This is a genomic window from Peptoniphilus sp. oral taxon 386 str. F0131 (assembly GCF_000090945.1).
In the GTDB taxonomy this organism is placed as follows: domain Bacteria; phylum Bacillota; class Clostridia; order Tissierellales; family Peptoniphilaceae; genus Anaerosphaera; species Anaerosphaera mikwangii.
In genome coordinates this window covers 316,790-342,982 of the sequence record NZ_GL349422.1, presented here as the reverse complement: position 1 = coordinate 342,982, position 26,193 = coordinate 316,790, and the positions used below count along the sequence as shown (strand labels likewise).

The following is a 26,193-nucleotide window of genomic DNA, read 5'->3' as shown; positions in this document are numbered from 1 at the left end:
TTTTTATAAATCTTTTAAAATTAAAATAATTTTTTAAATGCCTAAATTTAGCCCATATAATATAAAATGCTCCACGTGGAGCATTTTATATTGGCTGTTTTCATTTTTGTGCTATTATTGAAATATTTTTTCCTTTCTCGTTAAACTCCAATATTTTAAAACCTGCAATCTCTAAAAAGTTTGTGATCTCTTTTGAACTGTATACTTTCATTTCAATAATTTTTTCCCAGAAACTATTTTCATCAGATTCATTCATTTCATTTACAATTAAGAATTTACCGTTAGGCTTTAAGATTCTTCTTACTTCTTTAAAATTTTCTATGGGATTTGGCCAGAAATATATTGTTTCAAATGCCGATGCTATTTCAAAACTTTCATCATCAAACGGGAGTTTCTCTACACTTGCATGAAATACTTTTGTTCTTCCGCTTTCAACCGCTTTTTTATTTAACTGAGATGATGCTTTAACGCTCGCTTCAGAATAATCAACTCCGTATACATTTGCATCTGTTCTTGCAAGAAAATTTTCTATATTTTTTCCGCCTCCACATCCTATATCCAATATATTATCCGTTTTTTCAATTTTTAAAAAAGATATTCCCCAAAGTGCTAACTTGTTATGTCCCTTATTCATTCCATTTAACATAAATCTTCCCCAAAAATTATCTTTCGGTTTTCTCGTATTGTCAAAAAATGACCTTAGCATCTAAATCACCTCTTAAAGATAGAATACATTAAAAAATAAACTTGTTTTTCTAAAATTTATCTGTAATATACTATCTTATTTTGTCAAAAATTATTTTCTTCACATAATCTTCAACAGTTAAAATATTTTTCTTAGCTTCTTCAGATAGTTTTTTATAGTCATTCTTCTCAAGCTTTACTGTAATTTCAATCTCTCCATATTCATTTTTTAATATGTCTATTATTTGTTCTCTATTATTTTCTATAAACTCTATATCATAAGTTGAAGGAACCGCTTCAATTTTTATGCCTTCTTCTTTTGTGTCCGGATTTACTCCAAGTTTTATACCAAGCCTTAACTTTAATTCTTCAACTATTTTTATAAGTCTTTCTCTTTCCATAGTTCCTCCAAATTTAAAATTATATGGCTTATTTCAGCCATTATATAAAAGAATGCTCCACGTGGAGCATTCAAATTTTATCTTATCGGGTTGTTTTTAGGTTTGCCTCCGGCTCTTGGATATTTTTTCGGAGTTTCTTTTATCTTCTCAATGACTATGAGGTAGTGCGTAATTTCTGACGGAAGTTTTATTTGAATTACTTCTTTTAATTTTCCTCCCAATATCTCAATAGCTGTTTTTGAATTTTTAAGCTCTTCTTCATATTCAGGCCCTTTCATTGCAATAAAATGTCCTCCAACTTTTACAAACGGAAGATCATATTCAAGCAATGTAGTTAAATTTGCAACTGCTCTTGATACTGCAATATCATAACACTCTCTATGAGTATCTTTTCTTCCGAATTCTTCAGCTCTGCCATGCAATGTATAAATATCTTTTAATTTTAATCTTTCAATCACATCATTTAAAAACAGAAGTCTTTTATTTAATGAATCAAATAATGTTATATTTAAATCTTCATTGTAAATTTTAAGAACAATTCCCGGAAATCCTGCTCCTGTTCCAATATCAATAACAGATTTACTTCCATCAAAATAATTTGTTTTAAACAGAGAAAGGGAATCTAAAAAATGTTTTATATTTACTTCATCTTCTTCTGTTATTGCAGTAAGGTTCATTTTATCATTCCATGACAACAAAAGTTCTCTATATTGTTCAAGCTTTTCTAAACAATCTGTTTTTAATCCAAATTCTTCAATTCGATTTTTTAAATTCATTTCATTCTCCTAAGCTGTTCTAAATAAATTAACAGAACATTTATATCAGCAGGGGAAACTCCTGTAATTCTTGAAGCTTGTCCTATTGACTCAGGCTTTACAAGTGAAAGTTTTTCTCTGGCTTCAAGTCTTAATCCGTCAATTTTTGAATAATCTAAATTAATGTCAAGCTTTCTGCTTTCAAGTTTTTTAAATTGATTAATTTGAATTTGTTGTTTCTTGATATAGCCTTCATATTTTATTTCAATTTCAACTTCTTCTATTATATCATCTCTAATTTGAACTCTTTCTTTATCAAATATATTTACAAGTTTATAATTAAGTTCAGGTCTTCTGATTAATTCTGCTAAGCTGACTGTATTTTTTAAAGGTACAGATCCTAGTTCTTCAAGTATTCTATTATTTTCCTCTGTAGGATTTACTTTAATTTCTCTAAGTCTCTCTAATTCTTTTTCGATATTTTCTTTTCGATATACATATCTGTCATATTTTTCCTGTTTAACAAGTCCAATATCATATCCCTTTTGAGTAAGTCTTAAATCTGCATTATCCTGTCTTAAAGTAAGTCTATATTCAGCTCTTGCAGTCATCATTCTATATGGCTCTCTTGTTCCCTTTGTAACTAAATCATCAATAAGAACTCCGATATACGCTTCTGAACGATTTAATATTAAAGGTTCTTTTCCCTGAACCTTCAGCGCCGCATTTATACCTGCGATAAGTCCCTGACCTGCCGCCTCTTCATACCCGGACGAACCGTTAATTTGCCCTGCAAAAAACATTCCGTCAATTTCCATGTGCTCCAAAGAACGTTTTAAAATTGTCGCATCTATTGCATCATATTCTATCGCATAGGCCGATCTCATAATTCTACAATTTTCAAGTCCTTTTATTTTGTGATAAAGCTCAAGCTGAATCTCTTCAGGTAGGGAAGAGGAAACTCCCTGAACATACATCTCATCCGTTGTAAGTCCTTCAGGTTCAATAAACACTTGATGAGCATTCTTGTCGCTAAATCTCATTACTTTATCTTCTATTGAAGGACAATATCTTGGTCCTACTCCCTCTATATCTCCAAGATATAAAGCAGATCTGTTTATATTTTTTTTAATCAGTTCATGACATTCTTCTGTTGTATATGTTAAATAACAAACTTCCTGCTGAGTATTCATATCCTTATCTATGTTATCGAAGGAAAACGGAACAACCTTTTCATCTCCGTATTGTACTTCCATATTTGAAAAATCAATAGAAGATCTCAGCACTCTTGCAGGAGTTCCTGTCTTTAATCTCATTAAGTTAAGTCCTTCTTTTTCAAGAGAACTTGAAAGTTCATTTGCAGGTTGAAATCCTTGTGGACCTGAAGCATAATTTACTTCTCCCATATAAACTCTTCCCTTAAGATATGTTCCTGTTGCAATTACAACTGTCTTTGTATTATAAATTGCACCTGTTTTTGTAATTACAGCTTTGACACTTTTATTTTCAATTACTATTTCAGTAGCCTCAGCTTCTCTTAAATACAAATTTTCCTGATTTTCAATAACTCTCTTCATGCTGTCATGATATGCTCTCTTATCAGCCTGTGCTCTTAGGGAGTGTACTGCCGGACCTTTAGATGTATTTAACATTCTCGATTGAATAAAAGTTCTGTCTATATTTCGTGCCATTTCTCCACCAAGTGCATCAATCTCACGAACTAAGTGTCCTTTTCCCGTTCCTCCAACATTTGGATTGCAACTCATTGCTGCAATAGAGTCCAAATTTATACAAAGAAGCGCTGTCTTTTGTCCAATTCTTGCAGCGGCAAGAGCAGCTTCACAACCGGCATGACCTGCACCAATTACTACAACATCAAATTCTCCGGCAATATATTGTCTTATTTCTGCCATAAATACCTACTTTCCTATACAAAATTCACTAAATACTTTGTCGAGAACATCTTCCGTAGAGGTTTCTCCTGTAATTTCTCCAAGACTTGAAAGAACATCCTCCAAATTAACTTCCAATAAATCAAGAAACATTTCATTTTCAATGTCATTTAGAACGTATTTCATAGACTCTTTTGCAGCCTTTAATGCTCTAATATGTCTTAAATTATTTACATACAGCGTAGAATTTTCTTTTACCTCCCCATCAAAGAACATTTCTTTGATTTTCTCTTCTATTCTAAGAATTTCTCCTTCACCAACAACAGATATATCAAGATAATCTCTATCTTTAACTAAATCTTCTATATCATCTTTACTTACTTTTTTATCTAAATCAGATTTATTTAATAAAATAATACTTTTCTTATTTCCTATCAGTCTTATTATTTCATAGTCGTCATTATCAAACGGTCTTGAAGTATCAAAAATTGCAATTATCAAATCACTTCCGTCTATTGACTTCTTTGCAAGGTCAACTCCTATTCTTTCAACAGTATCATCAGTATCTCTTATTCCGGCGGTATCTGTAATCTTTAAAAGTATTCCGTCTAAATTTACAAAATCCGTTATTACATCTCTTGTTGTTCCGGGAATATCTGTTACTATCGCACGTTCATCTCTCAGAAGTCCATTTAACAACGAACTTTTACCGACATTCGGTTTACCGAGTATTACAGTATTAATTCCATCTCTTAAAAGCTTACCTCTGTTTGAATTTTTAATTAACTCATTTAAGCTTTCAACTACATGTACCGCATCTTCTCTAAGTGAGCTGTATGTCGCCTCAACAATTTCATCTTCAGGAAAATCTATATTTGCAACAATTAATGCCGTCATTTTCATAACACGCTCTCTTATATCGGCAATTCTTCCTGATAAAGAACCCTCAAGTTGTCTTAAACTCATGTTATATGAAATATCCGACTTACTTTTTATTATATCTATTACCGCCTCAGCTTGTGCTAAATCAAGTCTGCCATTCAAAAATGCCCTCTTTGTAAACTCACCCGGCTCTGCAAGTCTTGCTCCTCTGTCCAAAGTCAAATCTAAAATTCTTCTAACTGAAATTATTCCTCCATGACAATAAATTTCAACAACATTTTCTCTGGTATAAGTATGTGGCATTAACATCTTCACAATTAAAACTTCATCTATTAACTTATCATTATCATATATATGTCCGTAGACCATAGTCCTGTTATCACTTTCTATAAGTGTTTTAGATCCCATGGGGACAAAAATAGAATTTGCAATTTCTATTGAATTCTCTCCGCTCATTCTTACTATGCCTATTCCCGCTTCGCCTGTAGCTGTAGAAATTGCAGATATTGTATCTGTTATCATAAAATCACCATCTTTCACTTCAAACTATTATAATATACTAAAATCAAGTAATTTTCCATAGTTGGATACGATTTTTAAAAAGTTTTTTCAAAAAAATAGCGGATAAACAACTTATATTAAAAAATAAGTAAATTTATCCACTCATGCTTTAAATCTATTCACAAAAATTAATCCGATTTTTCAATATTTAGTTCTCTTTCGCAATATTCATAAGAGAATTTTTTAAATTTTCTTCTATCGCAGCAAGTTCAATTGAAGCTAAGTCTCTCTTTTTCCTTCCCTCAATTTGTATCCTTCTAACTTCAGTAAGAGCCTCTATAAGTTTTTCATTAGTATTTTTAATTGTATCTATATCTACAATTCCTCTTTCAGATGCACGAGCTGTTTCAATAGTACTCATCTTCAACTTTTCAGCATTCTTGCGAAATAAATCATTTGTAAAATCGGTTACCTCTTTTTGAGTCTTTGCGGCTTGCATAGAATGAGCCGCTCCAAGTCCAAGAACCATTTGAGATTTCCAAAGAGGTATTGTATTTACTATCGTAGATTGAATTTTTTCAACCATAACAGTATTTGACGACTGAACCATTCTGATTTGAGGTGCCATTTGTAAACTAATCATCTTTGTAAGCTCAAGATCATGAATTTTCTTTTCAAATCTGCTAATCATATTTTCATAATCATTTACACGTTGTGCATCTACCGGAAGGTTTGAAACTTTTGCATTCTCTTCAAGTTTAGGAAGTTCAATATTTCTTGCCATAGAAAGTTTTTTCTTTCCGGCTTCAACATACATGGAAAGTTCTTTAAAATAGTCTCTGTTTAAATCATACATTTGATCTAAAGTTGCAATATCTTTTAAAAGTTGAAGCTGATGATCTTCAAGTGCCTTTTTAATTAACTCTACATTAGTTTCAACCTTTGAATATTTTGTTTTTAGAGCAGCCGTCTTGTTTACGGTCTTTTTAAAAAATGCAGTTAGCCCCTTTGATTCTTCATCTACATCAAAATTCTTAAGCTCTGTTACAACTCCTGTGAGTAAATCTCCAACCTCTTCCAAATCTTTTGTTTTTACCTTATCCAAAGTTTTTTCAGAAAAGCTTGCTATTTTACTTTGAGCACCCGCTCCGTATTGAAGAACTAAATTCGAATTTGTTATGTCAATCTTCTGTGCAAATTCGTCAATTTGTCTTTCCTCCTCCTCGGATAATATCAACTCTTTTTTATCTTCAAGCTCACTTAACTTTTCAATTTCCTTAGAAGTTTCTTCCTCCACATTCTCATAATCTAAAACAAGTTCAATTTTATTTTCATTATTTTTCATAGCCTACTCCTCATTTAAAGTCGTCATTAAGCAGTCCTTCTTGCTTAAGCATAGTCTTTAAAACGGATATGTCCGTCTTTATGTCAATTACATTATCTTCATACATATTATTTAACAGCTTTTTAAAAGATTCTATTATAATATCAAGCGATTCCTCAATTTCATTCATTGCAATTCTCGTATTTTCAAGTTCTGAAACATTAGATTGAAGAGATTTATATTCTCCCAAAAGCTTTAAAGTAGTCGGCAAATAATAAACCATAAATTTATCAATAGAACTTTTATCCTCAGGATTATTTTTTACATCCTCAAATATTTTTTGAACAATGAGCAAAAGCTCTTTTACCTTAGTTTTTACAGGTTCTTTAAGAGAATTTTCATAACTTATAAGCTGAGCTATGCATTCATTTTCAACATTTGCACTCTCCATTTCAGGTTTTGATTCATAATTTAAAGAGTACTGTTTATATTCATCATAAGTTTTCTTATCAAGTATAAAAATCGATTCATTTTCCACAAGTCTGCCCTGTTTAAAATAATCTTTTTTAACAAATTCTTTCAAATCGCTTACTACAAGATCCTTACTTTCATTTACGGCAAATGTCAAATCTGAAATAGTTACAACAGTTGACGAACCGAATTCTCTTAAATATTTTTTAAATCTCACCATCTTCTCATAAGTATTTTTTGACTTTTTAATACCAAAAAAACTTCCTATAAGTACCGGAACCATATAAAAAAATACAATTTTTGCATCTGCATCACTTAAAGCAATCGGAATAAAAATCAAACTCAAAATTATGTGAAGTCCGAATAAAAACTTCCAAAACCTCAAATTACCTAAAGCCTTTTTCTCCTCTTTAGGTTTTTGCTCAACAAGAGCGGCATTTTCAACAGGTTTTAACATAGCACCTGCAACATTGTTTCTGTTTTTTCTATTTTTATTTATAGCCGACGAAATTTCATCAAGCGTAAAATTAAAAGTATCGGAAATAACATTTTTAATCTTTTCAAAATCTTTACTCTCTATAAAATTGTTAATAGCATTTAAAGAATCATCATATATATTTTTCTTATCCATAAATTTCTCCTCAATAATATAATATTATGATTCTGACTATTTTTAAAGCATTATTTTTATATAAGCACAAAATAAGTAAACTATTTTAATTTTTATATAAGTTAATATTAAAATCGTCATACTTTACTTTTATTCTTATTTGTAAAATAAAAGAAGTATATCCCATAAGATATACTTCTCTATTTTAATATTTTCTTTCTTTTTGAATTACTACTTTTCTAAACGGATCCTTACCTTCCGAATGGGTAATTACTCCTTCATAATCTTGCAATGCTTCGTGAATTATCTTACGTTCCGATGCATTCATAGGCTCAAGTCTTACCGAACGATTTGTCTTTAAAACTTTTGTCGCCATTTTAGCTGCAAGTTCTCTTAAAGTAGCTTCTCTCTTTTTTCTGTACCCGCTTGAATCAACAATAACTCTAATATATTCATCAGAATTTTTATTAATTATAAGACTGAGCAAATATTGAATTGAATCAAGAGTTACACCTCTTTTTCCAATCACAATTCCAAGTTTTTGCTCATCTCCAAGCACATCAACCCTTAAAATATTTTCTTCTCTTTCAACTGAAAGATCATAGTCAATTGAAAGTGAGTTCATTATTTTATTCATAAATTCTCTTGCAATTTCTTCAGCTGATTTGTTTGAAACATTAGTATTTTCTTTTTCAATTTCAGTTTCAATTTTTACTTCAACTACTGTTTCTTCAACTGTCTCTTCTACAATCAATTTATCTTCAATTTCATCCTTTACAGGCTTTTTTTGGCTCTTCTCTGTACTTTCACTGAATATTTCTCTTAGTATGTCTTTAGTATCTTCAATTTTTGATACCTTAACTGTGGCATCTTTTGAACCTATAAGACCTAAAAATCCCTTTGAAGGTTCTTCTATTATTTCTATTTTTGCATCTTCTCTCTTAATATTCAGTTCATTTAGAGCCTGACTTACGGCTTCTTCTACAGTCTTAGCTGTCTTAATTACATAATTCATTTAACTTCCTCCGCCACACTTCCGGCTATAATGCGGTTTGTAATAAGCTGTTGAACTATTGCAAAAACATTACTTACTGTCCAATATAGTACAAGTCCTGATTGAAATTTTCTTGCCATTGTAAAAATCATAATAGGCATTACAATCATCATACTTGTCATCATAGAATTGGACTGTTTATTTTGCATAGTTTTTTGTGCAGGATTCTGGTTTGACACAAAAGACGTTAAAAATGTTGTTATAGCAGCTATTATACCTAAAATCATTGTAGGGTCTTTTTCTTGTAAATTTGCAATGTAAAAGAAATTTTTACTCATTGCATCAAACATTGCTTTATCAGTAAAAGCATACTTTGCCGGTTCCCAAAAGACTCTATAAAATGCAATTAACACTACAAATTGAAGTATCATAGGTAAACAACCTGATAACATATTATAGTTTGCCTCCTTGTAAAGCTGTTGTTGCTTTACTGCAAGTGTCTTCGGATCATTTTGGTATTTCTTTTTCAGCTTTTCTATCTCAGGTTGAAGTTCCGCCATCTTTTTTTGATTTTTAATCATTGAAATATTGATGGGGACTACCAAAAGCTTAATTATAATAGTTGAAATTATTATTGAGAGAGCAAAAAAAGAAATATTCTTAGGTTCACTTGGAAAAATTGAAACTAATCCATCATAGATTAATTTTAAAAACATTCCCAAAACTCTACTTATAGCACTCATTATGCCTCCTATTTCTTAAGGAAGAGGATCGTATCCGCCTTTATGGAATGGATGGCATTTTAAAATTCTCCTAATACTCAAATAGGTTCCCTTAAAAAATCCATACTTCTCATAGGCCATATAGGAATATTGCGAACAAGTGGGATAAAATCTACAATGTGCTCCCACAAAAACATATTTGGAAATAACTTTTTGATAAAATTTTATAAAAAGCATCATAACATACTTCATAACATCACCTTAACTTCTTGGACAAATGTATAAAAGATTTTTCAAGCTCCTTATAACTCAAATCTACACAAGTTTTTTTAACTACAAATACATAGTCATAACCTTCAGGTAAAATATCAAAATTAAGTCTATATATTTCTCTGAGTCGTCTCTTTATTTTATTTCTAATCACTGCATTACCTATTTTTTTAGTAATTGTAAAACCGACTCTCTTATTATCCAAACCGTTTTTCTTAAAAAAAACAGTTAAATTCTTATTTCCATTAATATTTCGTTTCGCATAAACCCTTTGAAAATCAATATTCTTTTTTAAATAACAATCCTTTATTTTCCTCATAGTTATGCTGAAAGAATTTTTCTGCCCTTTCTTCTTCTGGCTTTGATTACATTTCTACCTGCTCTGGTTCTCATTCTTGCTCTGAAACCATGTTCTCTTTTTCTTTGCTTATTTTTTGGTTGAAAAGTTCTCTTCATCTACAACTCCTCCTTTCTTTGCAATATTTAATTATACAGTTACAATGGCTTTATTGTCAAGCAAACTTACAATTTTTAAATTTTCTGTTCTTAAAAAAAGATAATACAAACTTATTTTTCAAACAAAATATATTAACTTTAAAATTTTTATATTATAATAAATTTAGAATTTATTTTTAATAATATGAGGATTATAATACTATGTTTTTATGTTTAGTAAGCAGCTTTATTTTTATATTTATAATTTATATCTTCTTAAAATTAAAAAATACATCATTTAAAAATATCATTAAAAATAAAAAGATACTCTTTTTAATGAGTATATTACTTATTTTTATAATATTGAGTGAAATATATGTAGTTATTGGAAAAATTAAGGCAAAAAATCTCATGTGGGACTATTTATATGAAAATAATTATACTCAAGAACAAATTGAAACTATAAATGTAAAACATTCTTTTATTAACAGAATTTTATCTTATCCTGAATGGCGAATTAAAGTTATATATAAAAATAACTATTTTCATGTCTATAGGATGAAAAACGGAAAAATTTATGAATAAAAAGCCTACTGAAAAGTAGGTTTTAATTTTGTTGATAAGTATGTATTTTTTTGTTAAAATATATGTTGATAATATAATTTTGTTGTGAATAAAAATATGGACTGTTTATAAATTGAGTTGTTCACAATTTATTTTTAAATTGTTAATAAACTCTATTTTTTATCGTATTTTTCTTAAATTTATAGTTTTTACCATTTAACTTATTCACAATAAAGTATAAATTTTTTGTATTATTTTTAATTATCAACAGTTTATTAACAATTGTTGATAAACTTATACATAAAATATAATTAACATTAAAATTTGTTTATAGGAGGAAATTATGGATTCAAATCTTTCTAATATATGGAATGATGTAATGAATAAATTACGACAACAATCTATGTCTACTGTATCATTTGATACATGGTTTAAAGATATGAATTTAAAAAAAATTGATGAAGAAAAAAAGATTTTTTATGTAACTGTTCCTATAAGATTTATAAGGGAAAGGCTTGCAAATAATCAATCTCAACTTAAATTTATAAAAAAATGTATAAAGGAAGTTACAGGATGTGAGTATGATCCTGTAATACTTACTGAGGATGAAGATGAAATTATACCTCTTAGAAAAAAAGACACTTTATTGCCTGAAACAAGATTAAATCCAAAATACATATTTGAAAATTTTGTTGTTGGAAAAAGTAATGAATTTGCTCATGCCGCTGCTCTTGCAGTTGCGGAAAACTATCTTGATCCTTCAGATGCTCATTCAAATCCTCTTTTTATATATGGAGGAGTAGGTCTTGGAAAAACACATCTCATGCAGGCAATAGGACACTTTGTACATCAACAGGATCCTAATAAAAAAATATTATATGTAACAAGCGAACAGTTTACAAATGAACTTATAAATTCAATTCAAACTAACAAGAATGAACATTTTAGAAATAAATACAGAAAAGTTGACTTGCTTTTAATTGATGATATTCAATTTATAGCTGATAAAGACAGAACTCAAGAAGAATTTTTTCATACATTTAATGAACTTCATGAATCAAATAAACAAATTGTACTGACATCGGATAAACCTCCAAAGGATATAAAATCTCTTGAGGAAAGGCTTATCTCAAGATTTGCATGGGGGCTTGTTGTTGACATAGGAACTCCCGATCTTGAAACACGTATTGCAATTCTTCGTTCCAAGGCTGATTCCGAAGGATTTAATGTACCTGACAACATAATAAATTTCATAGCTCAAAATGTAAAAAGCAATATTAGAGAGCTTGAAGGCGCTCTTTCAAGAATTATGGCTTATTCAAAACTTACAGTGGGTGAAATGACAGAACAAACTGCAGCCATAGTTTTAAGAGATATTTATAATACAAAGAAAAAGAAAGTAATTACTTCCAAACTTATAAAAGAAGTTGTTGCAAAAAACTTCAGAATAACAATTGAAGATATAGATTCTAAAAAAAGAACTCGAAACATTGCATATCCTCGACAGATAGCAATGTATATTACAAGAGATTTAACGGAATTATCGCTTCCCAAAATTGGAGAAGAATTTGGAGGAAGAGATCATTCTACCGTAATTCACGCTTATAATAAAATAGAAAGTGATATGGCATCAGATACTTCTCTAAGAATAAAAATAAGCAATTTAATAAAAGAAATTAAAAGTTAATTGTTGATTAATTTTAATTTAACTATAAGTTATTAACAATTTTATTAATAAATATAATCTCTTAAATATACAGTTAAAATATATTTATCAACAAATTAACAGTCCCTACTACTATTATTATCTATATATACTATTATAGGAGGCAAGATATGAAAATTAGAATAGAGAGAAAAGAACTATCAAGACATATATCAATAGTTCAAAAAGCAATTTCATCAAGAACAACAATGCAAATTTTAGAAGGTATATTAATAATTGCAAAAGATAATTTATTGACACTGATTGCTTCTGATACTGAAATAAGTATAAAAACAACACTTCCCGCAATAATCTCGGATGAAGGAAAAATTGTAGTAAATTCAAGACTTTTCGGAGATATTATAAGAAAACTTCAAGGAGATATCATCGATTTTGAAATAAATCAAACAAATATGAATATAAAATGTCTAAAAAGTGAATTTAATATTCAATGTCAAGTTCCTGATGAATTTCCGGATCTTCCAAGAGTAGATGAAAACTTGACAATAAAATTAAAATCAAGTGATTTTAAAGAAGCTATCAGAAAAACTTCATTTGCAGTTTCTTTTGATGAAACAAGAGTTGCATTTACAGGAGTTTTAATGGATATAAAAAATAAAAAAATAAATTTTGTTGCACTTGACGGTTTTAGAATGGCACTTAAAAGCTTGGATACTGAATGTGAAGAAAATATAAGTGCAATAATTCCTGCAAGAAGTTTAAATGAACTTGTAAAAATAATCGAAAATGAAGAATATGTAAATTTAACTATCGGAAGAAATTCACTTAAATTTGATTTAGATAAAACTATTTTCTATACAACTTTATTAAGTGGAGAGTTTTTCAAATATGAAGGACTTATTAAAAATGACCAGTCAATAATCGTTGAAGTTTTAAAACATGATTTACAAAGTTCTCTTGAAAGGGCAACTCTTCTTGCAAAAGAAGATAAAGCAAATCTTGTTAAATTAGATATGAAAGATTCTGAAATAGAAATAACTTCAAATTCTGAAATAGGAAATGTTGAAGAAAGTGTAGATGCGAAAATTTCGGGAGAAAATTTAAAAATAGCCTTTAATTCAAAATATTTATTAGAGGGAGTCAGAATAATAGAATCTGAAAAAGTTACACTTAATTTCACAGATTCTATTAATCCATGTATCATAAGAGAAGAAGATGACAAAGATTATATTTATCTTGTATTACCTGTGAGACTTGCTAATTAGGTGATAAAATGGAAAATAATTATATAAAATTAGACAGTTTTCTAAAACTTAAAAATTTAGTTCAAAGCGGAGGAGAAGCAAAGCTTTTTATACAACAGGGAGAAGTTTTTGTAAACGGAGAAATTGAATATAGACGAGGAAAAAAACTTGTAAATGGAGATAAAGTTGAATTTAACGGAGAGACATTTATTGTCGGCGAATAATGAAGATTTTAAATTTAGAGCTTTCAAATTTTAGAAATTATAAATATTTATATTATAATCCAAAAGGACAAATAAATGTTATAACCGGTGAAAATGCAATGGGAAAAACAAATTTACTTGAGGCAATTTATGTTTTAACTGTTGGAAAATCATTTAGAACCGTAAAAGACAGTGAGCTTATTCAAATTGGAGGAGAACAGACAAATTTAAAAGCTCTTTCAATCAATTTTGAATATGAGGATTATTTGGATGTAAATATCTATAAGGATAAGAAAAATAAATATTCTATAAATTCTGATGATATGAATTTAAGCCAATATAGAAGGGATTTTTCTTCTGTTATATTTTCTCCGTCAGATTTAAATATGGTAAAATTTTCTCCATCGGAAAGGAGAAAATATTTAGATAGTTTAATTTTAAAATTAAGTTCTGTATATGAGCATAATTTATATAGATATAGAAAAATAATTTTTGAGAGAAATAAATTATTAAAGAAAAATATAAATTATGATTTGCTTGAAGTATATGATTTTCAACTTGCAAAGTATGGAGTTAAAATTTTAAGGGAAAGACTTAAAATTTTAAAAGAATTTGAAAATTATGTAAAATATCATTTTTTAAATTTATCCGGAGGGGAAAGTTTAAAAATAACATATTTAAGTACAATTCCTCTGATGTCTGATGAAGAAGAAATGGAAAAAATATTTTTAGACAGTTTGAAAAATTGTAGAAAAAGAGATTTAGAAATAAAGTTCACTACAATAGGTCCTCACAGAGATGATATAGATTTTAAAATAGAAAATTTAAGTGCTAAAACTTATGGTTCACAGGGAGAAATAAGAACTGTTGTTTTAAGTCTTAAGTTATCAGAAGTGGATATTATAAAAAATTATCAAAAAAACAGCCCTTTACTACTTCTTGACGATGTATTTTCAGAACTTGATAAAAATAGAGCATCTTATTTAATAAATAGTTTAAAAAATATGCAGACATTTATAACTTCTACAAATTTAAATGAAGAGAATTTCAGAAGTTTAAATGCTGATTTTTATGAAATAAAAAATGGACAGATTATCAATTATTAGATTAGGAGAAGGAAATGAAAGAAAATAAAAACAGACAGTATGGAGCAGAAGACATACAAGTCCTTACAGGTCTTGAACCTGTAAGAAAAAGACCGGGTATGTATATCGGTTCTACAGGTTCAAAGGGACTTCATCATTTAGTTTATGAAGTTGTGGATAACTCAATAGATGAAGCACTTGCCGGAATTTGTGATCATATTTTAGTTGAAATTTATGAGGATAATTCTGTCAGTGTATCAGATAACGGTTCGGGGATTCCGACTGAAATACACCCACAGACAGGAAAAAGTACAGTTGAAACAGTTCTTACAATTTTACATGCAGGTGGAAAATTTAATAACGGAGCTTATAAAGTTTCAGGAGGACTTCATGGAGTTGGGGTTTCAGTTGTAAATGCACTTTCCACGGAGCTTATTGTAAATGTAAAGAGAAACGGAAATATATATGAACAAAAATTTTCGAGAGGAATTGCAAAAACTCAGTTAATTGAAGTAGAGAAGCTGAAAAAAGAAGAAACCGGAACAAAAATATTTTTTAGACCTGATCCTGAAATTTTTGATACTGTTGAATTTGAATTTGAAATTTTATCTAAGAGATTTAGAGAAATGGCATTTCTAAATAAGGGGATAAAAATTCAATTTATAGATCATAGAATTGGAAAAGATGAAACATATCACTATGAAGGTGGAATTAAATCATTCGTAGAATATATAAATAGAAAAAAAACTGCAATACACAAGGAAATAATATATATTGATGAAATTAGAGAAAATACAGCTGTTGAAATAGCACTTCAGTATACGGATTCATACACAGAAAATATACTCACATTTGCAAATAATATAAATACAGAAGAAGGAGGGTCACATCTTTCGGGATTTAGATCTGCTCTTACAAGATGTATTAATGATTATGGAAGAAAATATAATATAATTAAGGAAAAAGAAGAAAATCTTTCGGGAGAAGATGTTAGAGAAGGACTTACAGGAGTAATAAGTGTAAAACTTCCAAATCCTCAATTTGAAGGACAAACTAAAGCAAAACTTGGAAATTCAGAAACAAGAGGTATCGTAGATTCATCTGTATCTGAAAATTTGTCGAGCTTTCTTGAAGAAAATCCTAAAGTTGCAAAGACAATACTTGAAAAATCTCTATCAGCAAGAAGAGCAAGAGAAGCTGCAAGAAAAGCAAGAGATCTTACAAGAAAGAAAAATATACTTGAATCTATGACACTTCCCGGAAAACTTGCCGATTGTCAAAATTCAGATAACGAAACAACAGAAATATTTTTAGTCGAAGGAGATTCTGCCGGCGGTTCTGCAAAAGATGCAAGAGATTCAGTATTTCAAGCAATACTTCCTCTAAGAGGAAAAATAATGAATGTAGAAAAGGCAAGACTTGATAAAATATTAAATTCTGATGAAATAAAGGCCATGATAACAGCTTTCGGAACAGGAATAGGCTCTGAATTTTCAATAGATAATTTAAGATATAATAAGATAATAATTATGACAGATGCCGATGTTGACGGTGCACATATAATGACACTTCTTCTTACATTTTTCTTCAGATATATGCGTCCTCTTATTGAAGAAGGACATGTGTATGTTGCACAACCTCCGCTTTTTGGAATATTAAAAGGTACGAAGGCTCTTAGATATTGTTATGATGATAGAGAATTACAAAGAGCTTTAAATGAGCTTGGACGTGATAAAAAATTTGACATTAAAAGATATAAAGGTCTTGGTGAAATGAATCCTGAAGATCTTTGGGAAACAACGATGAATCCTGATCACAGAATACTTTTAAAAGTTGAAATAAAAGATGCAATAGAAGCTGATGAGACTTTTTCAATGTTAATGGGTTCTGAAGTAGAACCAAGACGTGATTTCATACAGGAAAATGCCTTATTTGTTGAAAATATAGATGCATAGGAGGAAATATGACTGAAATTTATGATAAAGGAGTAATTGATGTAGGATTAGAAGAAAAAATGAGAAAATCCTATCTTGATTATTCTATGAGTGTAATAGTATCTCGTGCCTTGCCGGATGTTAAAGATGGATTGAAACCTGTTCATAGAAGAATAATTTACGGAATGCAAGTTCTTGGACTTCAACCGAATGGACCATATAGAAAATCTGCAAGACTTGTCGGAGATGTAATGGGTAAATTTCACCCTCATGGTGATTCATCAATCTATGATGCTGCAGTAAGACTTGCACAAGAATTTAATACAAGATATCCTCTTGTTGACGGACAGGGAAACTTTGGTAATATAGACGGAGACAGTGCTGCCGCTATGCGTTATACTGAGCTTAGAATGACAAAGCTCACTCAGGAAATGCTAAGAGATATAAATAAAGATACTGTTGACTTTAAACCGAATTTTGATGAAGAAGAAATTGAACCTGTTGTTTTGCCGTCAAGATTTCCAAATCTTTTGGTAAACGGTTCAGCAGGTATTGCGGTAGGTATGGCTACAAATATGCCGCCTCATAATTTAACAGAAGTAATAAACGGAACAATAAGTTTTATAGATAATGAAGAAATTACTATTGATGAACTTATGAATACAATAAAAGGGCCGGATTTTCCAACAGGTGCATATATTATGGGCAGAGAGGGAATAAAAGAGGCTTATAAGACAGGAAGAGGAAAAATTCAAGTTCGAGCAGTTGCAGAAATTGAAGAAGAAAAAAATAAGAGAAGAATAGTAGTAAGAGAAATTCCTTATCAGGTTAATAAATCAAATCTTATAATGAAAATTGCAGAGCTTGTAAAAAATAAAGTAATAGATGGAATTTCTGCAATAAGAGATGAATCTACAAGAAAGGGAATAAGAATTGCAATTGATCTAAAGAGGGATGCAAACCCTAATGTAGTTTTAAATAAGTTATATAAGAATACTCAAATGCAAACAACTTTTGGAATAATAAATCTTGCACTTGTAAATGGAGTACCTAAGATATTAAATTTAAAGGAACTTATTTCATACTATGTAGATCATCAAATTAATGTAGTTACAAGAAGAACAAAATTTGATCTTGAAAAAGCTAAAGCAAGAGCACATATAGTCGAAGGATTGAAAATTGCACTTGATAATATTGACAGAATAATAGAAATAGTAAGATCATCAAGAAATGATGATGAGGCAAAAATTAAGTTTACTGAAGAATTCGGACTTACAGAAATTCAAGGTCAAGCAATTCTTGATATGAGAATTAGAAGACTTACAGGACTTGAAAGAGAAAAGCTTGATGAAGAATATAAAGAATTAATAAGATTAATTGCAGAGTTTACCGAAATATTAGAAAATCATGAAAAGCTTATGTCTATAATAAAAGATGAATTAATAGAAATAAGAGATAAATTCGGTGATTTAAGACGTACTGTAATAAAATCCGCGGCAGGAGAAATTGATCTTGAAGATATAATAAAAGAAGAAGATGTTGTAATAACACTTACTCAATTCGGATATATTAAGAGAATGCCGGAGGGAACATATAAACCTCAAAAGAGAGGTGGAAGAGGAATATCAGCTCTTACTACAAGAGAAGAAGATTTTGTAAATGATTTATTTATAACATCAACTCATGATTTGATATTGTTCTTTACAAATCTTGGACGAGCCTATGTTCTTAAAGCATATGAAATACCTGAAAGTTCAAGACAATCGAAAGGAACGGCAATAATAAATATATTAAATCTTTCTGCAAATGAAAAAGTTCAGTCAATAATTCCTGTTAGGGAATATGACCCTAATTTAAATATAGTTATGGCTACAAAAGATGGAATTATAAAGAGAATATCTTTTGAAGAAATAAAAAATATAAGAAAATCAGGAATTAATGCAATGACTTTAAGGGATGGAGATTCAATAATAGGTACAAGACTTACAACGGGAGAAGATGAACTTATATTAGTAACTAAAAAGGGAATGAGTATAAGATTTAAAGAAGATGAAGTAAGACTTACAGGAAGAACATCCATGGGAGTTAAAGCAATAGAACTTAATAAAGATGATGAAGTAGTAGGATTTGATGTAGTAAGTGCCGATAAGTATCTTCTTGTAATATCTCAAAACGGTTTTGGAAAACTTACACCGATTGATGAATATAGAATTCAATCAAGAGCAGGTAAGGGAATAATAACATATAAGGTAAAAGATAAAACCGGAGATCTTGTATCTGCTAAGATAATTGATAAAAATGATGAAATTATGATGATTACTTCAGAGGGAATAATAATAAGAATAGAAACTGAAGGTATTTCTGTAATGGGAAGATCTACATCAGGAGTAAAACTTATGAATATAAAAGATTCAGAAGTAGTTGCAGTTGCAAAATATATTGGTGATTGAGGAGAAAAGTATGTTCAATATAGAATTTGAAAATTCAGAAAAATTAATAGTGTATCCAAAAGGAGAGCTTGATGTATATACCTCACCTGAATTTAAAGAAAGTGTTATAAATAAATACAGAAAAGATAAAAAAAATATATTAATAGATGCTGAGGAACTTGAATATATTGATTCAACAGGACTTGGAGCGTTGATTTTTATATTAAATGAAATTTCGGAAGATGAGAATAAAATAACACTTATAAACGTAAAATCAAGTATAAAAAAATTATTTACAATAACAAAGCTTGACAGCGTATTCGAAATGAGGGATTAATATGGAAAATATATACCTTTCTATACCAAATAAGGCGGAATATTTTAGTTCAGTAAGACTTTTTGTATCAGGTATAATGTCAAATTTAAACCTTGATATAGAAACAGTTGAAGATATAAAAATGGCAATAAATGAAGGACTTACAATAGCGTATGAACTTCAATGCAACGAAATGATAAATATCGAAATTGAAGTAACAGATGAAAAATGTAAAGTTACAATATCTGAAATATGTAAAGAAAAAATAGAAAGACTTGAACAGCTTTCACTTTCAAACACAATAATAGAATGTCTTGTAGATGATAGTTATATTGAAGATGAATCAATAATATTTATAATTAATTTATAGGGAAGATGCTATGAAATTAGAAGAATATCATATTTTGGGAAGAAAACTTGATAAAAGTGAAAGAAAAGAGCTTTTTGAAGCATATAAACTGAATAAAGACCCTGAAATCAGAGATATTTTAATAGAAGAGCATCTGTATATAGCAGAAATATTATCTAAAAAATACTCAGGAAGAGGAATAGATTATGATGACATATTTCAAGTTGCATCTATCGGACTTATATATGCTATTGACAGATATGATTTTGAAAAAGGATATGAATTTTCATCATTTGCAACACCTACAATCATAGGAGAAATAAAAAAATATTTCAGAGATAAGGGTTGGACAATCAGAGTTCCACGAAGAATTCAAGAACTATCCAAAAAAATAAATAATGCTAAAACTCAACTAACTCAAGAACTTCAAAGAATTCCTACAGTAGAGGATATAGCAGATTATCTTGAAACAACACCTGAAGAAGTAATTGAAGCTATGGAAGCAAGTAAGGTATATACACCACAATCATTAGATGTAACTTATGACACTAATGGAGATGATAAGGAATTGAACCTTGCAGATTTAGTTGGAGAAAATGAAAAATATTTTGAAAAGATAGAAATGAAAGATTTTTTAGAAAGAGCTATGTCTGAATTAAATGATATGGAAAGAACTATTCTGATAGAAAGATACTTTGAAAAGAAAACTCAAGTTGCCATAGCTGAAAAATTAGATATATCTCAGATGACAATATCTCGAATAGAAAAAAAAGTGCTGAAAAAAATGAGAGAAGAGATAAAAAAAATAATGTAGAGAGCGGATAACACCGCTCTTTTATTTATGCTAAGCTATATTATAAAAATTAATAATAAAAATTTAAAATAGAACAGAAAATAAAAAAACCGAAGATAATATTTTTAAATCTCCGGCATAATTTATATTATTAAAAATTTCTTCTTATTACAAAGTTTAAAATTTCATCTTCAAATGTTACACTTGCCTCATCAATAAGCGTTCCGAGTATATTATAGTCACTACCTGTGTGACCGAATCCTAAAATTCCGTCATAATAATCTTCAACTTCACTCATTCTCTTTGAATTCATTATAAACATTAAGTCATCTACACTTTTTGGTGGAGTTTTGGTTTTTCCTCTCGCACTTATAATGAAATGATCTTCATAAAATGTTACATATATTGAAAATGTATGAATGTTTTCCGAAAAAAAATAGTACATCAATTCATCTGATATTTCTCTTGCTTTTATTTCTTCTTTTTTTATTATGCTATTCATCTTTAAACCTCTCAATTATATTATTAATAGATTTTATTATAGGTACAATTGTTGCTGCAATAAAACCTCCTGAAAAACCGTTATTATAAAGATTTGTTCCCCCATGTAAATATCCTATATTCATTACCATTGAAACATGGAAAAAACCTGCAATAATTCCCCAAATTACTCCAAATTCTCCTGCAATCGGAGCTAAGGTTGTTCCGAAAAGTGCAGTTATCATTGATATTGTAGATTTAGGATTATATTTATTAAAAAACTGTGCGAGATACACTCCGATTAAAATAGGAATTGAATTTTTGGGGTGATTTCCAAATGCAGAAAATCCGATTATCGTAAATATGGCTCCAAGTATCGGACCGTTTAAATTTCCTCCAATCAGTAAGACATAGATAGTTGAGATAGTTCCCATAATCGCCATATTTATAAGAGTTATTCCGCTTCCATATATCAAATCAAAATCGGCAATCAGTCTTCCTGTATTATTCATAAGTTTTTTATATCCGGAAAATGATCTGTTATTTATGATAAATCCAAGTATAAATAAAAATAAGAAAAATGGAAATAGAAAAAATGAAATTTTTAAATTATTTCCTAAGGATATAATATTTCTGATTTCAACATTTTTATCGAACATTCTCAAAAATCCGGTTAAGAACATTCCAATCATTCCTGCGGTAAAACCTGTATTATATAAATTATAACCTTGATGAAAACTTAGAAATGAAGATGCAAGAGGTGAAATTACAAATCCGATTAAAATTCCCACACTGCATCCTGCGATTATTCCATATTTCAAACTAAGCCCGGCTGAAAATGTAAGAAAACTTACCATTGGACATAACGCTGTTGCAAACATACTTATAATTAAAACTTTGTTAAATTTTACTTTTTCAACAAGGCAATACAAATACACACCAAACATAATTGGCAATGAATTATATATGTTTTTTCCGAAAAATGAAAATCCGCATACAGTAAATACTGCGGCAATAATAGGACCTGTTATAGTTGCTTTGTTTTTCTTTAATACGAAAGCGGATATAAGTGTCATAATACCCCCGTTAAACAGAGTGGCACCTATATTTGAAATTGCTATGTAATCTGTAATCAAATGGCATGGAGAAAGTATAATTTTCTTCATGCCATTTAGTATTTCTGTAGGTGAATTAAAAGCAAGGCTGCTCAGCATTAATAAAAATGCAAAATAAAATATGAATTTTAATTTAAAATTATTTGATATTGATTTGTTGTTTTTAAGTCTTGAAAATACTTGAGTCTCGATAATAAACACCTCCAAAGGGGTAATATGGGATTAAATAATAGTTTCAAGTTTAGTTTTTTTGTCAAATAAATATAGATTTGTATATGTTGCGTATTCATATGGAGTTAAAAGTATGACACCAAGTCCAAACAGCAATGATGATAGAATTTCCCATCCTATAAAAGAAAGATTTAGAACAAAAATATCATATTTCTCACCATCAGTCATTTCTTTACTTATTGAAATTGCTTCTCCAAGAGATAAATCAGGGTTTTCAGCAAGAATATAATCTACGAAGTAATATTCATATGATTTATAAATTCCGGGAATTATTAAAAGTAAGGTCCACAGTGCAATAAATATGTCTTTTAATAATAATTTAACGGATAATTTAAACCAAGAGTTATCTCTATATGCACTTATAACATTAGAAATGTCGGCATTATCATTTTCATATCCGTCTATAAAAAATCTCAGCATTCCGATTTTAATCGGGTTTAATATAAAAATTTTAACAACGGATAAAATAATTATAATCATAACTATAATAGAGTTTGCTATTGTAAAAGTTGCTGCACTTACAATTGATACTAAAGGTTTAAAAATATTTGATATTCTTAATAATTTTAAACCTTCTTTAGGTAAATTTGAGTTTTCGCTTTTTACATTTAAAAAGTGTTTGTGCGGCATCATATATTTATTTAAATGAAACTGGTATTTGTACTTAGTTTCGGAAAAAGGAAAATGGCTTTCTCTTTTTTCAAAATTAATATTGGCATTCAGAATTGAAAATATAATACATACTATAATAGCCTCTTTTAAATATTTTCTCAAAAATATTTTTGCATTGTCCTTAAGTTGTTTTCTTGTCCACATTTTAATACCTCCTATAAATTAATTATAGCATTAGTTAAATAAAAAATTCAATTAATAAAGTTGAGTAATCCACAAATGAACAAAAAACCTCTTAAATTGTTAATAACTTTAAGAGGTTTTTATAATTAATCAACAGTTTAAATAAATATAAAACCGGCTTCCAAAACTATTCCGAGAATTGCACCTATAGCAATTAATTTTAGCATATCAACCTTTCTGTAATAGAGTATAAATCCGATTATAAATGTTATTATTGCAGAAATTTTCACATTTGAAAATCCGTTTGGAAACATACTTGTGTGTATAAGCTTTAATGCAGACATAAAAATTAACGATGCAAGACCGGCTCTTATACCGTTTAGCATCCATTCAAGAACTTTAAATTTTTTATTCTTTTTAAATAAAAAATGTCCGAGAAACATCATTAAAAGAAATTGTGGAGTTACAATAGCTGCTGTTGCAACAACCGAACCTAAAACACCGCCGACTTTTTGTCCTACAAAAGTTGCGGAATTTATTGCGATAGGACCGGGAGTCATTTGTGAAATTGAGACTAAATCACGAAATTCCATTTTAGAAATCCAATTATTTTCATTTACTATGTATCTTTCGATAAGTGGTATTGAAGCATATCCTCCTCCAAAAGCAAGTGTTCCGATTTTTAAAAAAGTAAAATACAGTTGAACAATTAAATTATCCATGGTACCTCCTGTCTATTACAAAAAAGACACTTATTCCGAGAACTGCACAAAGAAGAATCAAATGAGAAGTTTTTACTTTTAGGAAAAAACCTAAAATAAAAATTAAAATCATGACTATACTCGAAAATCCGGGATATTTTTTATATGCAATACTTCCCATATTATAAACTGTAAGTAATAGTACAGCACATATTACTCCGCTTATTCCGTCAAGTATGGCATTTACAAAAAAATTTGTTCTGAACTTGGAATAAAATATGGAAACAGTTGAGAGAATTATAAGACATGGAAGAACTGATGCGCTCAGTGTAGTTAATGCACCTGCTACACCTCTTAATTTATAGCCTGTTAAAATTGATGTTGATATTGCCATTGCACCCGGTCCTCCCTGGGCAAGAGCCAAAATATCAAGCATTTCATCTTCAGAAAGCAGTTTATAATCATTTACAAAAACATCCTTTATGACGGGTACAATTGTATATCCGCCTCCGAATGTAACGGCATTTATTTTAAAAAATGTCAAAAAAAGCTTAATTAAAGATATTTTTTTCATAATAAAATCACCGTTTTTATTATAACACCATTGTCAAATAATGGAAAATTTCTAAAATTTATGTAATAATAATATAAGGAGGATATTATGAATAGAGTAGGAATAATAGGAATTGGAAATATGGGTAAGGCCATAGCCTATGGACTTATAAAAAATAATAGAGAAATTATAATTTCAAATAGAAGTAATGAGAAATTAAGAGAATTTGAAGAATATAAAAATGTAAAAATAGCATCTTCAAATTCAGAACTTGTAGAAAATTCGAAATATATAATATTAGCCGTAAAACCTAATATGTATGAAACAGTAATTGATGAAATAAGAGATACGGTTAATGATAAAATTATAATTTCGATAGCAGCGGGATTTACTATTGAAAAATTAAATAAATTACTTCCAAATAAAAAAATTGTAATGACTATGCCGAATACGCCTGCGATGGTTTTTGAGGCAATGTCTGCAATATGTCCTAATGAAATTTTAACGGAAGATGAAATTTTAGAAGTTATTGAAATTTTTAATTTATTTGGAAGGGCGGCAAGACTTGATGAGTCACAATTTTCTGCATTTTCAGCAGCTTGTGGTTGTCTGCCGGCTTATGTATATATGTTTATTGAAGCTGCAGCTGATAGTGCGGTTTTAAATGGAATGAAGAGGGAAGACGCCTATAATTTTATTTCTCAAACTGTTTTGGGATCTGCAAAAATGGTGCTTGAAACACAAGAACATCCTGCAAAGCTTAAAGATATGGTAACTTCACCGGGAGGTACAACTATAGAGGGAGTTAGAGTTTTAGAAAAAATGGGATTTAGAGCGGCAATTATAGATGCAATTTGTGCTGCGAATGAAAAATCTAAAAATATGTAAGGGGGAGAAACATATGAAAGATTTAATTATTTTTTTGGCTGAAGGATTTGAAGAAATAGAAGCTTTAACAGTTTGTGATTATTTGAGAAGGGCAAATCTTGAAGTGGAACTTGTCAGTATTTCTGAAGAGAAAGAAGTAAAATCTTCTCACGGAGTAAGAATTATTGCAGATAAGACAATAGATGAAATAAATTTTGAGGAATATAGAGGGGTATATATTCCGGGAGGGTTACCGGGTGCAGTAAATCTTGCAGCCGAAAAGAGAGTACTTGAACTTGTAGAAATGTACTATATGGAAGAAAAAATTGTGTCTGCAATTTGTGCAGGACCTGTTGTACTTGACAAAATAAATTTATTAAAAGATAAAAAGTTTACGTGCTATCCGGGATATGAAAACAATTTGAGTTCTAAAAATAGATTGGATAATGCAGTTGTATGTGATGAAAATATAATTACGGGAATGGGACCTGCATTTGCACAAAGTATAGCTTTTAAATTAATAGAAGCATTAAAAAACAAAGACAGTGTTGAAAAAATAAAAGAAGATACACTTTTTGTGAAATTAGTTGATTTTATAAAAAGAGATGAAGTAAAATAATTTGGATGTGATTTTTTGTATAGTGGATATTTAACTGATGTAGGAAATTTAAAAGTAGGTCATGCACAAAATTTTGACGGACTTACAGGAGTTACGGTAATAATACCTGAAAAAGGAGCTGTATGTGGAGTAGACGTAAGAGGAAGTGCTCCGGGAACAAGAGAAACGGATTTATTAAGACCTGAAAATCTTGTAGAGAAGGTAAATTGTGTTATGCTAAGCGGAGGATCTGCTTATGGACTTAATGCTGCAAGCGGAATTATGAAATACTTAGAGGAAAAAGAGCTTGGAATGGATGTTACCGTATG

Annotated in this window: 30 protein-coding genes; 13 read left to right on the top strand and 17 right to left on the bottom strand. The window is 29.4% G+C overall.

Going from position 1 to position 26,193, the window contains the following annotated elements; genetic code table 11:
* Positions 1-100 precede the first annotated feature (100 nt).
* The 12 genes from HMPREF0629_RS01655 to rpmH all read right to left on the bottom strand — a co-directional run bounded on the left by HMPREF0629_RS01655 (position 101) and on the right by rpmH (position 9,962).
* Positions 101-706 (bottom strand): class I SAM-dependent methyltransferase, encoded by a 606-nt coding sequence (locus tag HMPREF0629_RS01655; RefSeq protein WP_009221638.1) that lies wholly within the window; start codon positions 704-706, stop codon positions 101-103.
* Positions 707-776: 70 nt separating this feature from the next.
* Positions 777-1,085, bottom strand: a complete 309-nt coding sequence (locus tag HMPREF0629_RS01650) for a hypothetical protein (protein ID WP_009221637.1) — start codon at positions 1,083-1,085, stop codon at positions 777-779.
* A gap of 77 nt (positions 1,086-1,162) precedes the next feature.
* The gene (gene rsmG / locus HMPREF0629_RS01645) at positions 1,163-1,861 is read right to left on the bottom strand and encodes a 16S rRNA (guanine(527)-N(7))-methyltransferase RsmG (protein ID WP_009221636.1); all 699 of its coding nucleotides are present in this window, start codon (positions 1,859-1,861) and stop codon (positions 1,163-1,165) included.
* The gene (gene mnmG / locus HMPREF0629_RS01640; RefSeq protein ID WP_009221635.1) at positions 1,858-3,753 is read right to left on the bottom strand and encodes a tRNA uridine-5-carboxymethylaminomethyl(34) synthesis enzyme MnmG; all 1,896 of its coding nucleotides are present in this window, start codon (positions 3,751-3,753) and stop codon (positions 1,858-1,860) included. The genes rsmG and mnmG overlap by 4 nt, the downstream gene beginning before the upstream one ends.
* 6 nt (positions 3,754-3,759) lie before the next feature.
* Positions 3,760-5,133, bottom strand: a complete 1,374-nt coding sequence (gene mnmE, locus HMPREF0629_RS01635) for a tRNA uridine-5-carboxymethylaminomethyl(34) synthesis GTPase MnmE (RefSeq protein ID WP_176686350.1) — start codon at positions 5,131-5,133, stop codon at positions 3,760-3,762.
* Positions 5,134-5,323: 190 nt separating this feature from the next.
* Positions 5,324-6,460, bottom strand: a complete 1,137-nt coding sequence (locus HMPREF0629_RS01630) for a toxic anion resistance protein (RefSeq protein ID WP_009221633.1) — start codon at positions 6,458-6,460, stop codon at positions 5,324-5,326.
* Between the two features lie 10 nt (positions 6,461-6,470).
* The gene (locus HMPREF0629_RS07620) at positions 6,471-7,541 is read right to left on the bottom strand and encodes a 5-bromo-4-chloroindolyl phosphate hydrolysis family protein (protein WP_009221632.1); all 1,071 of its coding nucleotides are present in this window, start codon (positions 7,539-7,541) and stop codon (positions 6,471-6,473) included.
* A 184-nt stretch (positions 7,542-7,725) separates the two neighbouring features.
* The gene (jag, locus tag HMPREF0629_RS01620; protein WP_009221631.1) at positions 7,726-8,535 is read right to left on the bottom strand and encodes an RNA-binding cell elongation regulator Jag/EloR; all 810 of its coding nucleotides are present in this window, start codon (positions 8,533-8,535) and stop codon (positions 7,726-7,728) included.
* Complete coding sequence (locus HMPREF0629_RS01615) at positions 8,532-9,257, bottom strand: YidC/Oxa1 family membrane protein insertase (RefSeq protein WP_036730444.1); 726 nt, start codon at positions 9,255-9,257, stop codon at positions 8,532-8,534. Before HMPREF0629_RS01615 ends, jag begins: the two co-directional genes overlap by 4 nt.
* Before the next feature lie 15 nt (positions 9,258-9,272).
* Complete coding sequence (gene yidD / locus HMPREF0629_RS01610; RefSeq protein ID WP_009221629.1) at positions 9,273-9,488, bottom strand: membrane protein insertion efficiency factor YidD; 216 nt, start codon at positions 9,486-9,488, stop codon at positions 9,273-9,275.
* Positions 9,489-9,492: 4 nt separating this feature from the next.
* The gene (gene rnpA / locus HMPREF0629_RS01605) at positions 9,493-9,825 is read right to left on the bottom strand and encodes a ribonuclease P protein component (RefSeq protein WP_009221628.1); all 333 of its coding nucleotides are present in this window, start codon (positions 9,823-9,825) and stop codon (positions 9,493-9,495) included.
* Between the two features lie 2 nt (positions 9,826-9,827).
* Positions 9,828-9,962: a 50S ribosomal protein L34 gene (gene rpmH / locus HMPREF0629_RS01600; RefSeq protein ID WP_009221627.1), complete on the bottom strand. Its 135-nt coding sequence runs from the start codon at positions 9,960-9,962 to the stop codon at positions 9,828-9,830.
* A 342-nt stretch (positions 9,963-10,304) separates the two neighbouring features.
* On the opposite strand from rpmH, the gene HMPREF0629_RS08055 reads away from it, so the two are divergent.
* From HMPREF0629_RS08055 to HMPREF0629_RS01550, 10 genes are all read left to right on the top strand, one after another.
* On the top strand, positions 10,305-10,526 hold the full coding sequence (locus HMPREF0629_RS08055; RefSeq protein WP_218015356.1) for a hypothetical protein: 222 nt from the start codon (positions 10,305-10,307) through the stop codon (positions 10,524-10,526).
* A gap of 322 nt (positions 10,527-10,848) precedes the next feature.
* On the top strand, positions 10,849-12,192 hold the full coding sequence (gene dnaA / locus HMPREF0629_RS01590) for a chromosomal replication initiator protein DnaA (protein ID WP_009221625.1): 1,344 nt from the start codon (positions 10,849-10,851) through the stop codon (positions 12,190-12,192).
* A 149-nt stretch (positions 12,193-12,341) separates the two neighbouring features.
* Positions 12,342-13,436, top strand: a complete 1,095-nt coding sequence (gene dnaN / locus HMPREF0629_RS01585) for a DNA polymerase III subunit beta (RefSeq protein ID WP_009221624.1) — start codon at positions 12,342-12,344, stop codon at positions 13,434-13,436.
* 8 nt (positions 13,437-13,444) lie between these two features.
* Entirely contained in the window at positions 13,445-13,639 is a 195-nt protein-coding gene (locus HMPREF0629_RS01580; protein WP_009221623.1) for an RNA-binding S4 domain-containing protein, read from the top strand.
* On the top strand, positions 13,639-14,724 hold the full coding sequence (gene recF / locus HMPREF0629_RS01575) for a DNA replication/repair protein RecF (protein WP_009221622.1): 1,086 nt from the start codon (positions 13,639-13,641) through the stop codon (positions 14,722-14,724). Before HMPREF0629_RS01580 ends, recF begins: the two co-directional genes overlap by 1 nt.
* A 14-nt stretch (positions 14,725-14,738) precedes the next feature.
* Positions 14,739-16,658 carry a DNA topoisomerase (ATP-hydrolyzing) subunit B gene (gene gyrB / locus HMPREF0629_RS01570; protein ID WP_009221621.1) on the top strand — a complete coding sequence of 640 codons (1,920 nt, stop codon included), beginning with the start codon at positions 14,739-14,741 and terminating at the stop codon, positions 16,656-16,658.
* An 8-nt stretch (positions 16,659-16,666) separates the two neighbouring features.
* Positions 16,667-19,087: a DNA gyrase subunit A gene (gene gyrA / locus HMPREF0629_RS01565; protein WP_009221620.1), complete on the top strand. Its 2,421-nt coding sequence runs from the start codon at positions 16,667-16,669 to the stop codon at positions 19,085-19,087.
* Between the two features lie 10 nt (positions 19,088-19,097).
* Complete coding sequence (locus HMPREF0629_RS01560) at positions 19,098-19,403, top strand: STAS domain-containing protein (RefSeq protein ID WP_036730436.1); 306 nt, start codon at positions 19,098-19,100, stop codon at positions 19,401-19,403.
* Position 19,404: 1 nt separating this feature from the next.
* Complete coding sequence (locus tag HMPREF0629_RS01555) at positions 19,405-19,752, top strand: anti-sigma B factor (RefSeq protein ID WP_009221618.1); 348 nt, start codon at positions 19,405-19,407, stop codon at positions 19,750-19,752.
* Positions 19,753-19,762: 10 nt separating this feature from the next.
* Positions 19,763-20,545, top strand: coding sequence for a SigB/SigF/SigG family RNA polymerase sigma factor (locus HMPREF0629_RS01550; RefSeq protein ID WP_009221617.1), 783 nt, complete (start codon positions 19,763-19,765; stop codon positions 20,543-20,545).
* 130 nt (positions 20,546-20,675) lie between these two features.
* Here the strand turns inward: HMPREF0629_RS01550 and HMPREF0629_RS01545 are convergent, their stop codons facing one another.
* From HMPREF0629_RS01545 to HMPREF0629_RS01525, 5 genes are all read right to left on the bottom strand, one after another.
* A complete protein-coding gene (locus HMPREF0629_RS01545; protein ID WP_009221616.1) occupies positions 20,676-21,026 on the bottom strand; it encodes a hypothetical protein in 351 nt (116 codons plus the stop codon).
* Positions 21,019-22,320: a DUF1576 domain-containing protein gene (locus HMPREF0629_RS01540; RefSeq protein ID WP_009221615.1), complete on the bottom strand. Its 1,302-nt coding sequence runs from the start codon at positions 22,318-22,320 to the stop codon at positions 21,019-21,021. The genes HMPREF0629_RS01545 and HMPREF0629_RS01540 overlap by 8 nt, the downstream gene beginning before the upstream one ends.
* Positions 22,321-22,341: 21 nt before the next feature.
* On the bottom strand, positions 22,342-23,166 hold the full coding sequence (locus HMPREF0629_RS01535) for a DUF975 family protein (protein WP_009221614.1): 825 nt from the start codon (positions 23,164-23,166) through the stop codon (positions 22,342-22,344).
* 137 nt (positions 23,167-23,303) lie between these two features.
* Positions 23,304-23,867: a chromate transporter gene (locus HMPREF0629_RS01530; RefSeq protein ID WP_255263797.1), complete on the bottom strand. Its 564-nt coding sequence runs from the start codon at positions 23,865-23,867 to the stop codon at positions 23,304-23,306.
* Entirely contained in the window at positions 23,860-24,420 is a 561-nt protein-coding gene (locus tag HMPREF0629_RS01525) for a chromate transporter (protein WP_039856417.1), read from the bottom strand. Before HMPREF0629_RS01525 ends, HMPREF0629_RS01530 begins: the two co-directional genes overlap by 8 nt.
* An 87-nt stretch (positions 24,421-24,507) precedes the next feature.
* Here HMPREF0629_RS01525 and proC point away from each other — a divergent pair, with 87 nt between their 5' ends.
* From proC to HMPREF0629_RS01510, 3 genes are all read left to right on the top strand, one after another.
* Positions 24,508-25,287, top strand: a complete 780-nt coding sequence (gene proC, locus HMPREF0629_RS01520; protein ID WP_009221613.1) for a pyrroline-5-carboxylate reductase — start codon at positions 24,508-24,510, stop codon at positions 25,285-25,287.
* A gap of 13 nt (positions 25,288-25,300) precedes the next feature.
* Positions 25,301-25,885, top strand: coding sequence for a DJ-1 family glyoxalase III (locus tag HMPREF0629_RS01515; RefSeq protein WP_009221612.1), 585 nt, complete (start codon positions 25,301-25,303; stop codon positions 25,883-25,885).
* A 15-nt stretch (positions 25,886-25,900) separates the two neighbouring features.
* The coding region (locus HMPREF0629_RS01510) for a P1 family peptidase (RefSeq protein WP_009221611.1) at positions 25,901-26,193 on the top strand (293 nt) is incomplete at its 3' end.

Bases quoted from the DNA above. Each gene is read 5' to 3' on its own strand.
- HMPREF0629_RS01655 (WP_009221638.1), bottom strand. From the start codon at position 706: ATGCTAAGGTCATTTTTTGACAATACGAGAAAACCGAAAGATAATTTT.
- HMPREF0629_RS01650 (WP_009221637.1), bottom strand. From the start codon at position 1,085: ATGGAAAGAGAAAGACTTATAAAAATAGTTGAAGAATTAAAGTTAAGG.
- rsmG (WP_009221636.1), bottom strand. From the start codon at position 1,861: ATGAATTTAAAAAATCGAATTGAAGAATTTGGATTAAAAACAGATTGT.
- mnmG (WP_009221635.1), bottom strand. From the start codon at position 3,753: ATGGCAGAAATAAGACAATATATTGCCGGAGAATTTGATGTTGTAGTA.
- HMPREF0629_RS01630 (WP_009221633.1), bottom strand. From the start codon at position 6,460: ATGAAAAATAATGAAAATAAAATTGAACTTGTTTTAGATTATGAGAAT.
- HMPREF0629_RS07620 (WP_009221632.1), bottom strand. From the start codon at position 7,541: ATGGATAAGAAAAATATATATGATGATTCTTTAAATGCTATTAACAAT.
- jag (WP_009221631.1), bottom strand. From the start codon at position 8,535: ATGAATTATGTAATTAAGACAGCTAAGACTGTAGAAGAAGCCGTAAGT.
- HMPREF0629_RS01615 (WP_036730444.1), bottom strand. From the start codon at position 9,257: ATGAGTGCTATAAGTAGAGTTTTGGGAATGTTTTTAAAATTAATCTAT.
- yidD (WP_009221629.1), bottom strand. From the start codon at position 9,488: ATGAAGTATGTTATGATGCTTTTTATAAAATTTTATCAAAAAGTTATT.
- rnpA (WP_009221628.1), bottom strand. From the start codon at position 9,825: ATGAGGAAAATAAAGGATTGTTATTTAAAAAAGAATATTGATTTTCAA.
- rpmH (WP_009221627.1), bottom strand. From the start codon at position 9,962: ATGAAGAGAACTTTTCAACCAAAAAATAAGCAAAGAAAAAGAGAACAT.
- dnaA (WP_009221625.1), top strand. From the start codon at position 10,849: ATGGATTCAAATCTTTCTAATATATGGAATGATGTAATGAATAAATTA.
- dnaN (WP_009221624.1), top strand. From the start codon at position 12,342: ATGAAAATTAGAATAGAGAGAAAAGAACTATCAAGACATATATCAATA.
- HMPREF0629_RS01580 (WP_009221623.1), top strand. From the start codon at position 13,445: ATGGAAAATAATTATATAAAATTAGACAGTTTTCTAAAACTTAAAAAT.
- recF (WP_009221622.1), top strand. From the start codon at position 13,639: ATGAAGATTTTAAATTTAGAGCTTTCAAATTTTAGAAATTATAAATAT.
- gyrB (WP_009221621.1), top strand. From the start codon at position 14,739: ATGAAAGAAAATAAAAACAGACAGTATGGAGCAGAAGACATACAAGTC.
- gyrA (WP_009221620.1), top strand. From the start codon at position 16,667: ATGACTGAAATTTATGATAAAGGAGTAATTGATGTAGGATTAGAAGAA.
- HMPREF0629_RS01560 (WP_036730436.1), top strand. From the start codon at position 19,098: ATGTTCAATATAGAATTTGAAAATTCAGAAAAATTAATAGTGTATCCA.
- HMPREF0629_RS01555 (WP_009221618.1), top strand. From the start codon at position 19,405: ATGGAAAATATATACCTTTCTATACCAAATAAGGCGGAATATTTTAGT.
- HMPREF0629_RS01550 (WP_009221617.1), top strand. From the start codon at position 19,763: ATGAAATTAGAAGAATATCATATTTTGGGAAGAAAACTTGATAAAAGT.
- HMPREF0629_RS01545 (WP_009221616.1), bottom strand. From the start codon at position 21,026: ATGAATAGCATAATAAAAAAAGAAGAAATAAAAGCAAGAGAAATATCA.
- HMPREF0629_RS01535 (WP_009221614.1), bottom strand. From the start codon at position 23,166: ATGTGGACAAGAAAACAACTTAAGGACAATGCAAAAATATTTTTGAGA.
- HMPREF0629_RS01530 (WP_255263797.1), bottom strand. From the start codon at position 23,867: ATGGATAATTTAATTGTTCAACTGTATTTTACTTTTTTAAAAATCGGA.
- HMPREF0629_RS01525 (WP_039856417.1), bottom strand. From the start codon at position 24,420: ATGAAAAAAATATCTTTAATTAAGCTTTTTTTGACATTTTTTAAAATA.
- proC (WP_009221613.1), top strand. From the start codon at position 24,508: ATGAATAGAGTAGGAATAATAGGAATTGGAAATATGGGTAAGGCCATA.
- HMPREF0629_RS01515 (WP_009221612.1), top strand. From the start codon at position 25,301: ATGAAAGATTTAATTATTTTTTTGGCTGAAGGATTTGAAGAAATAGAA.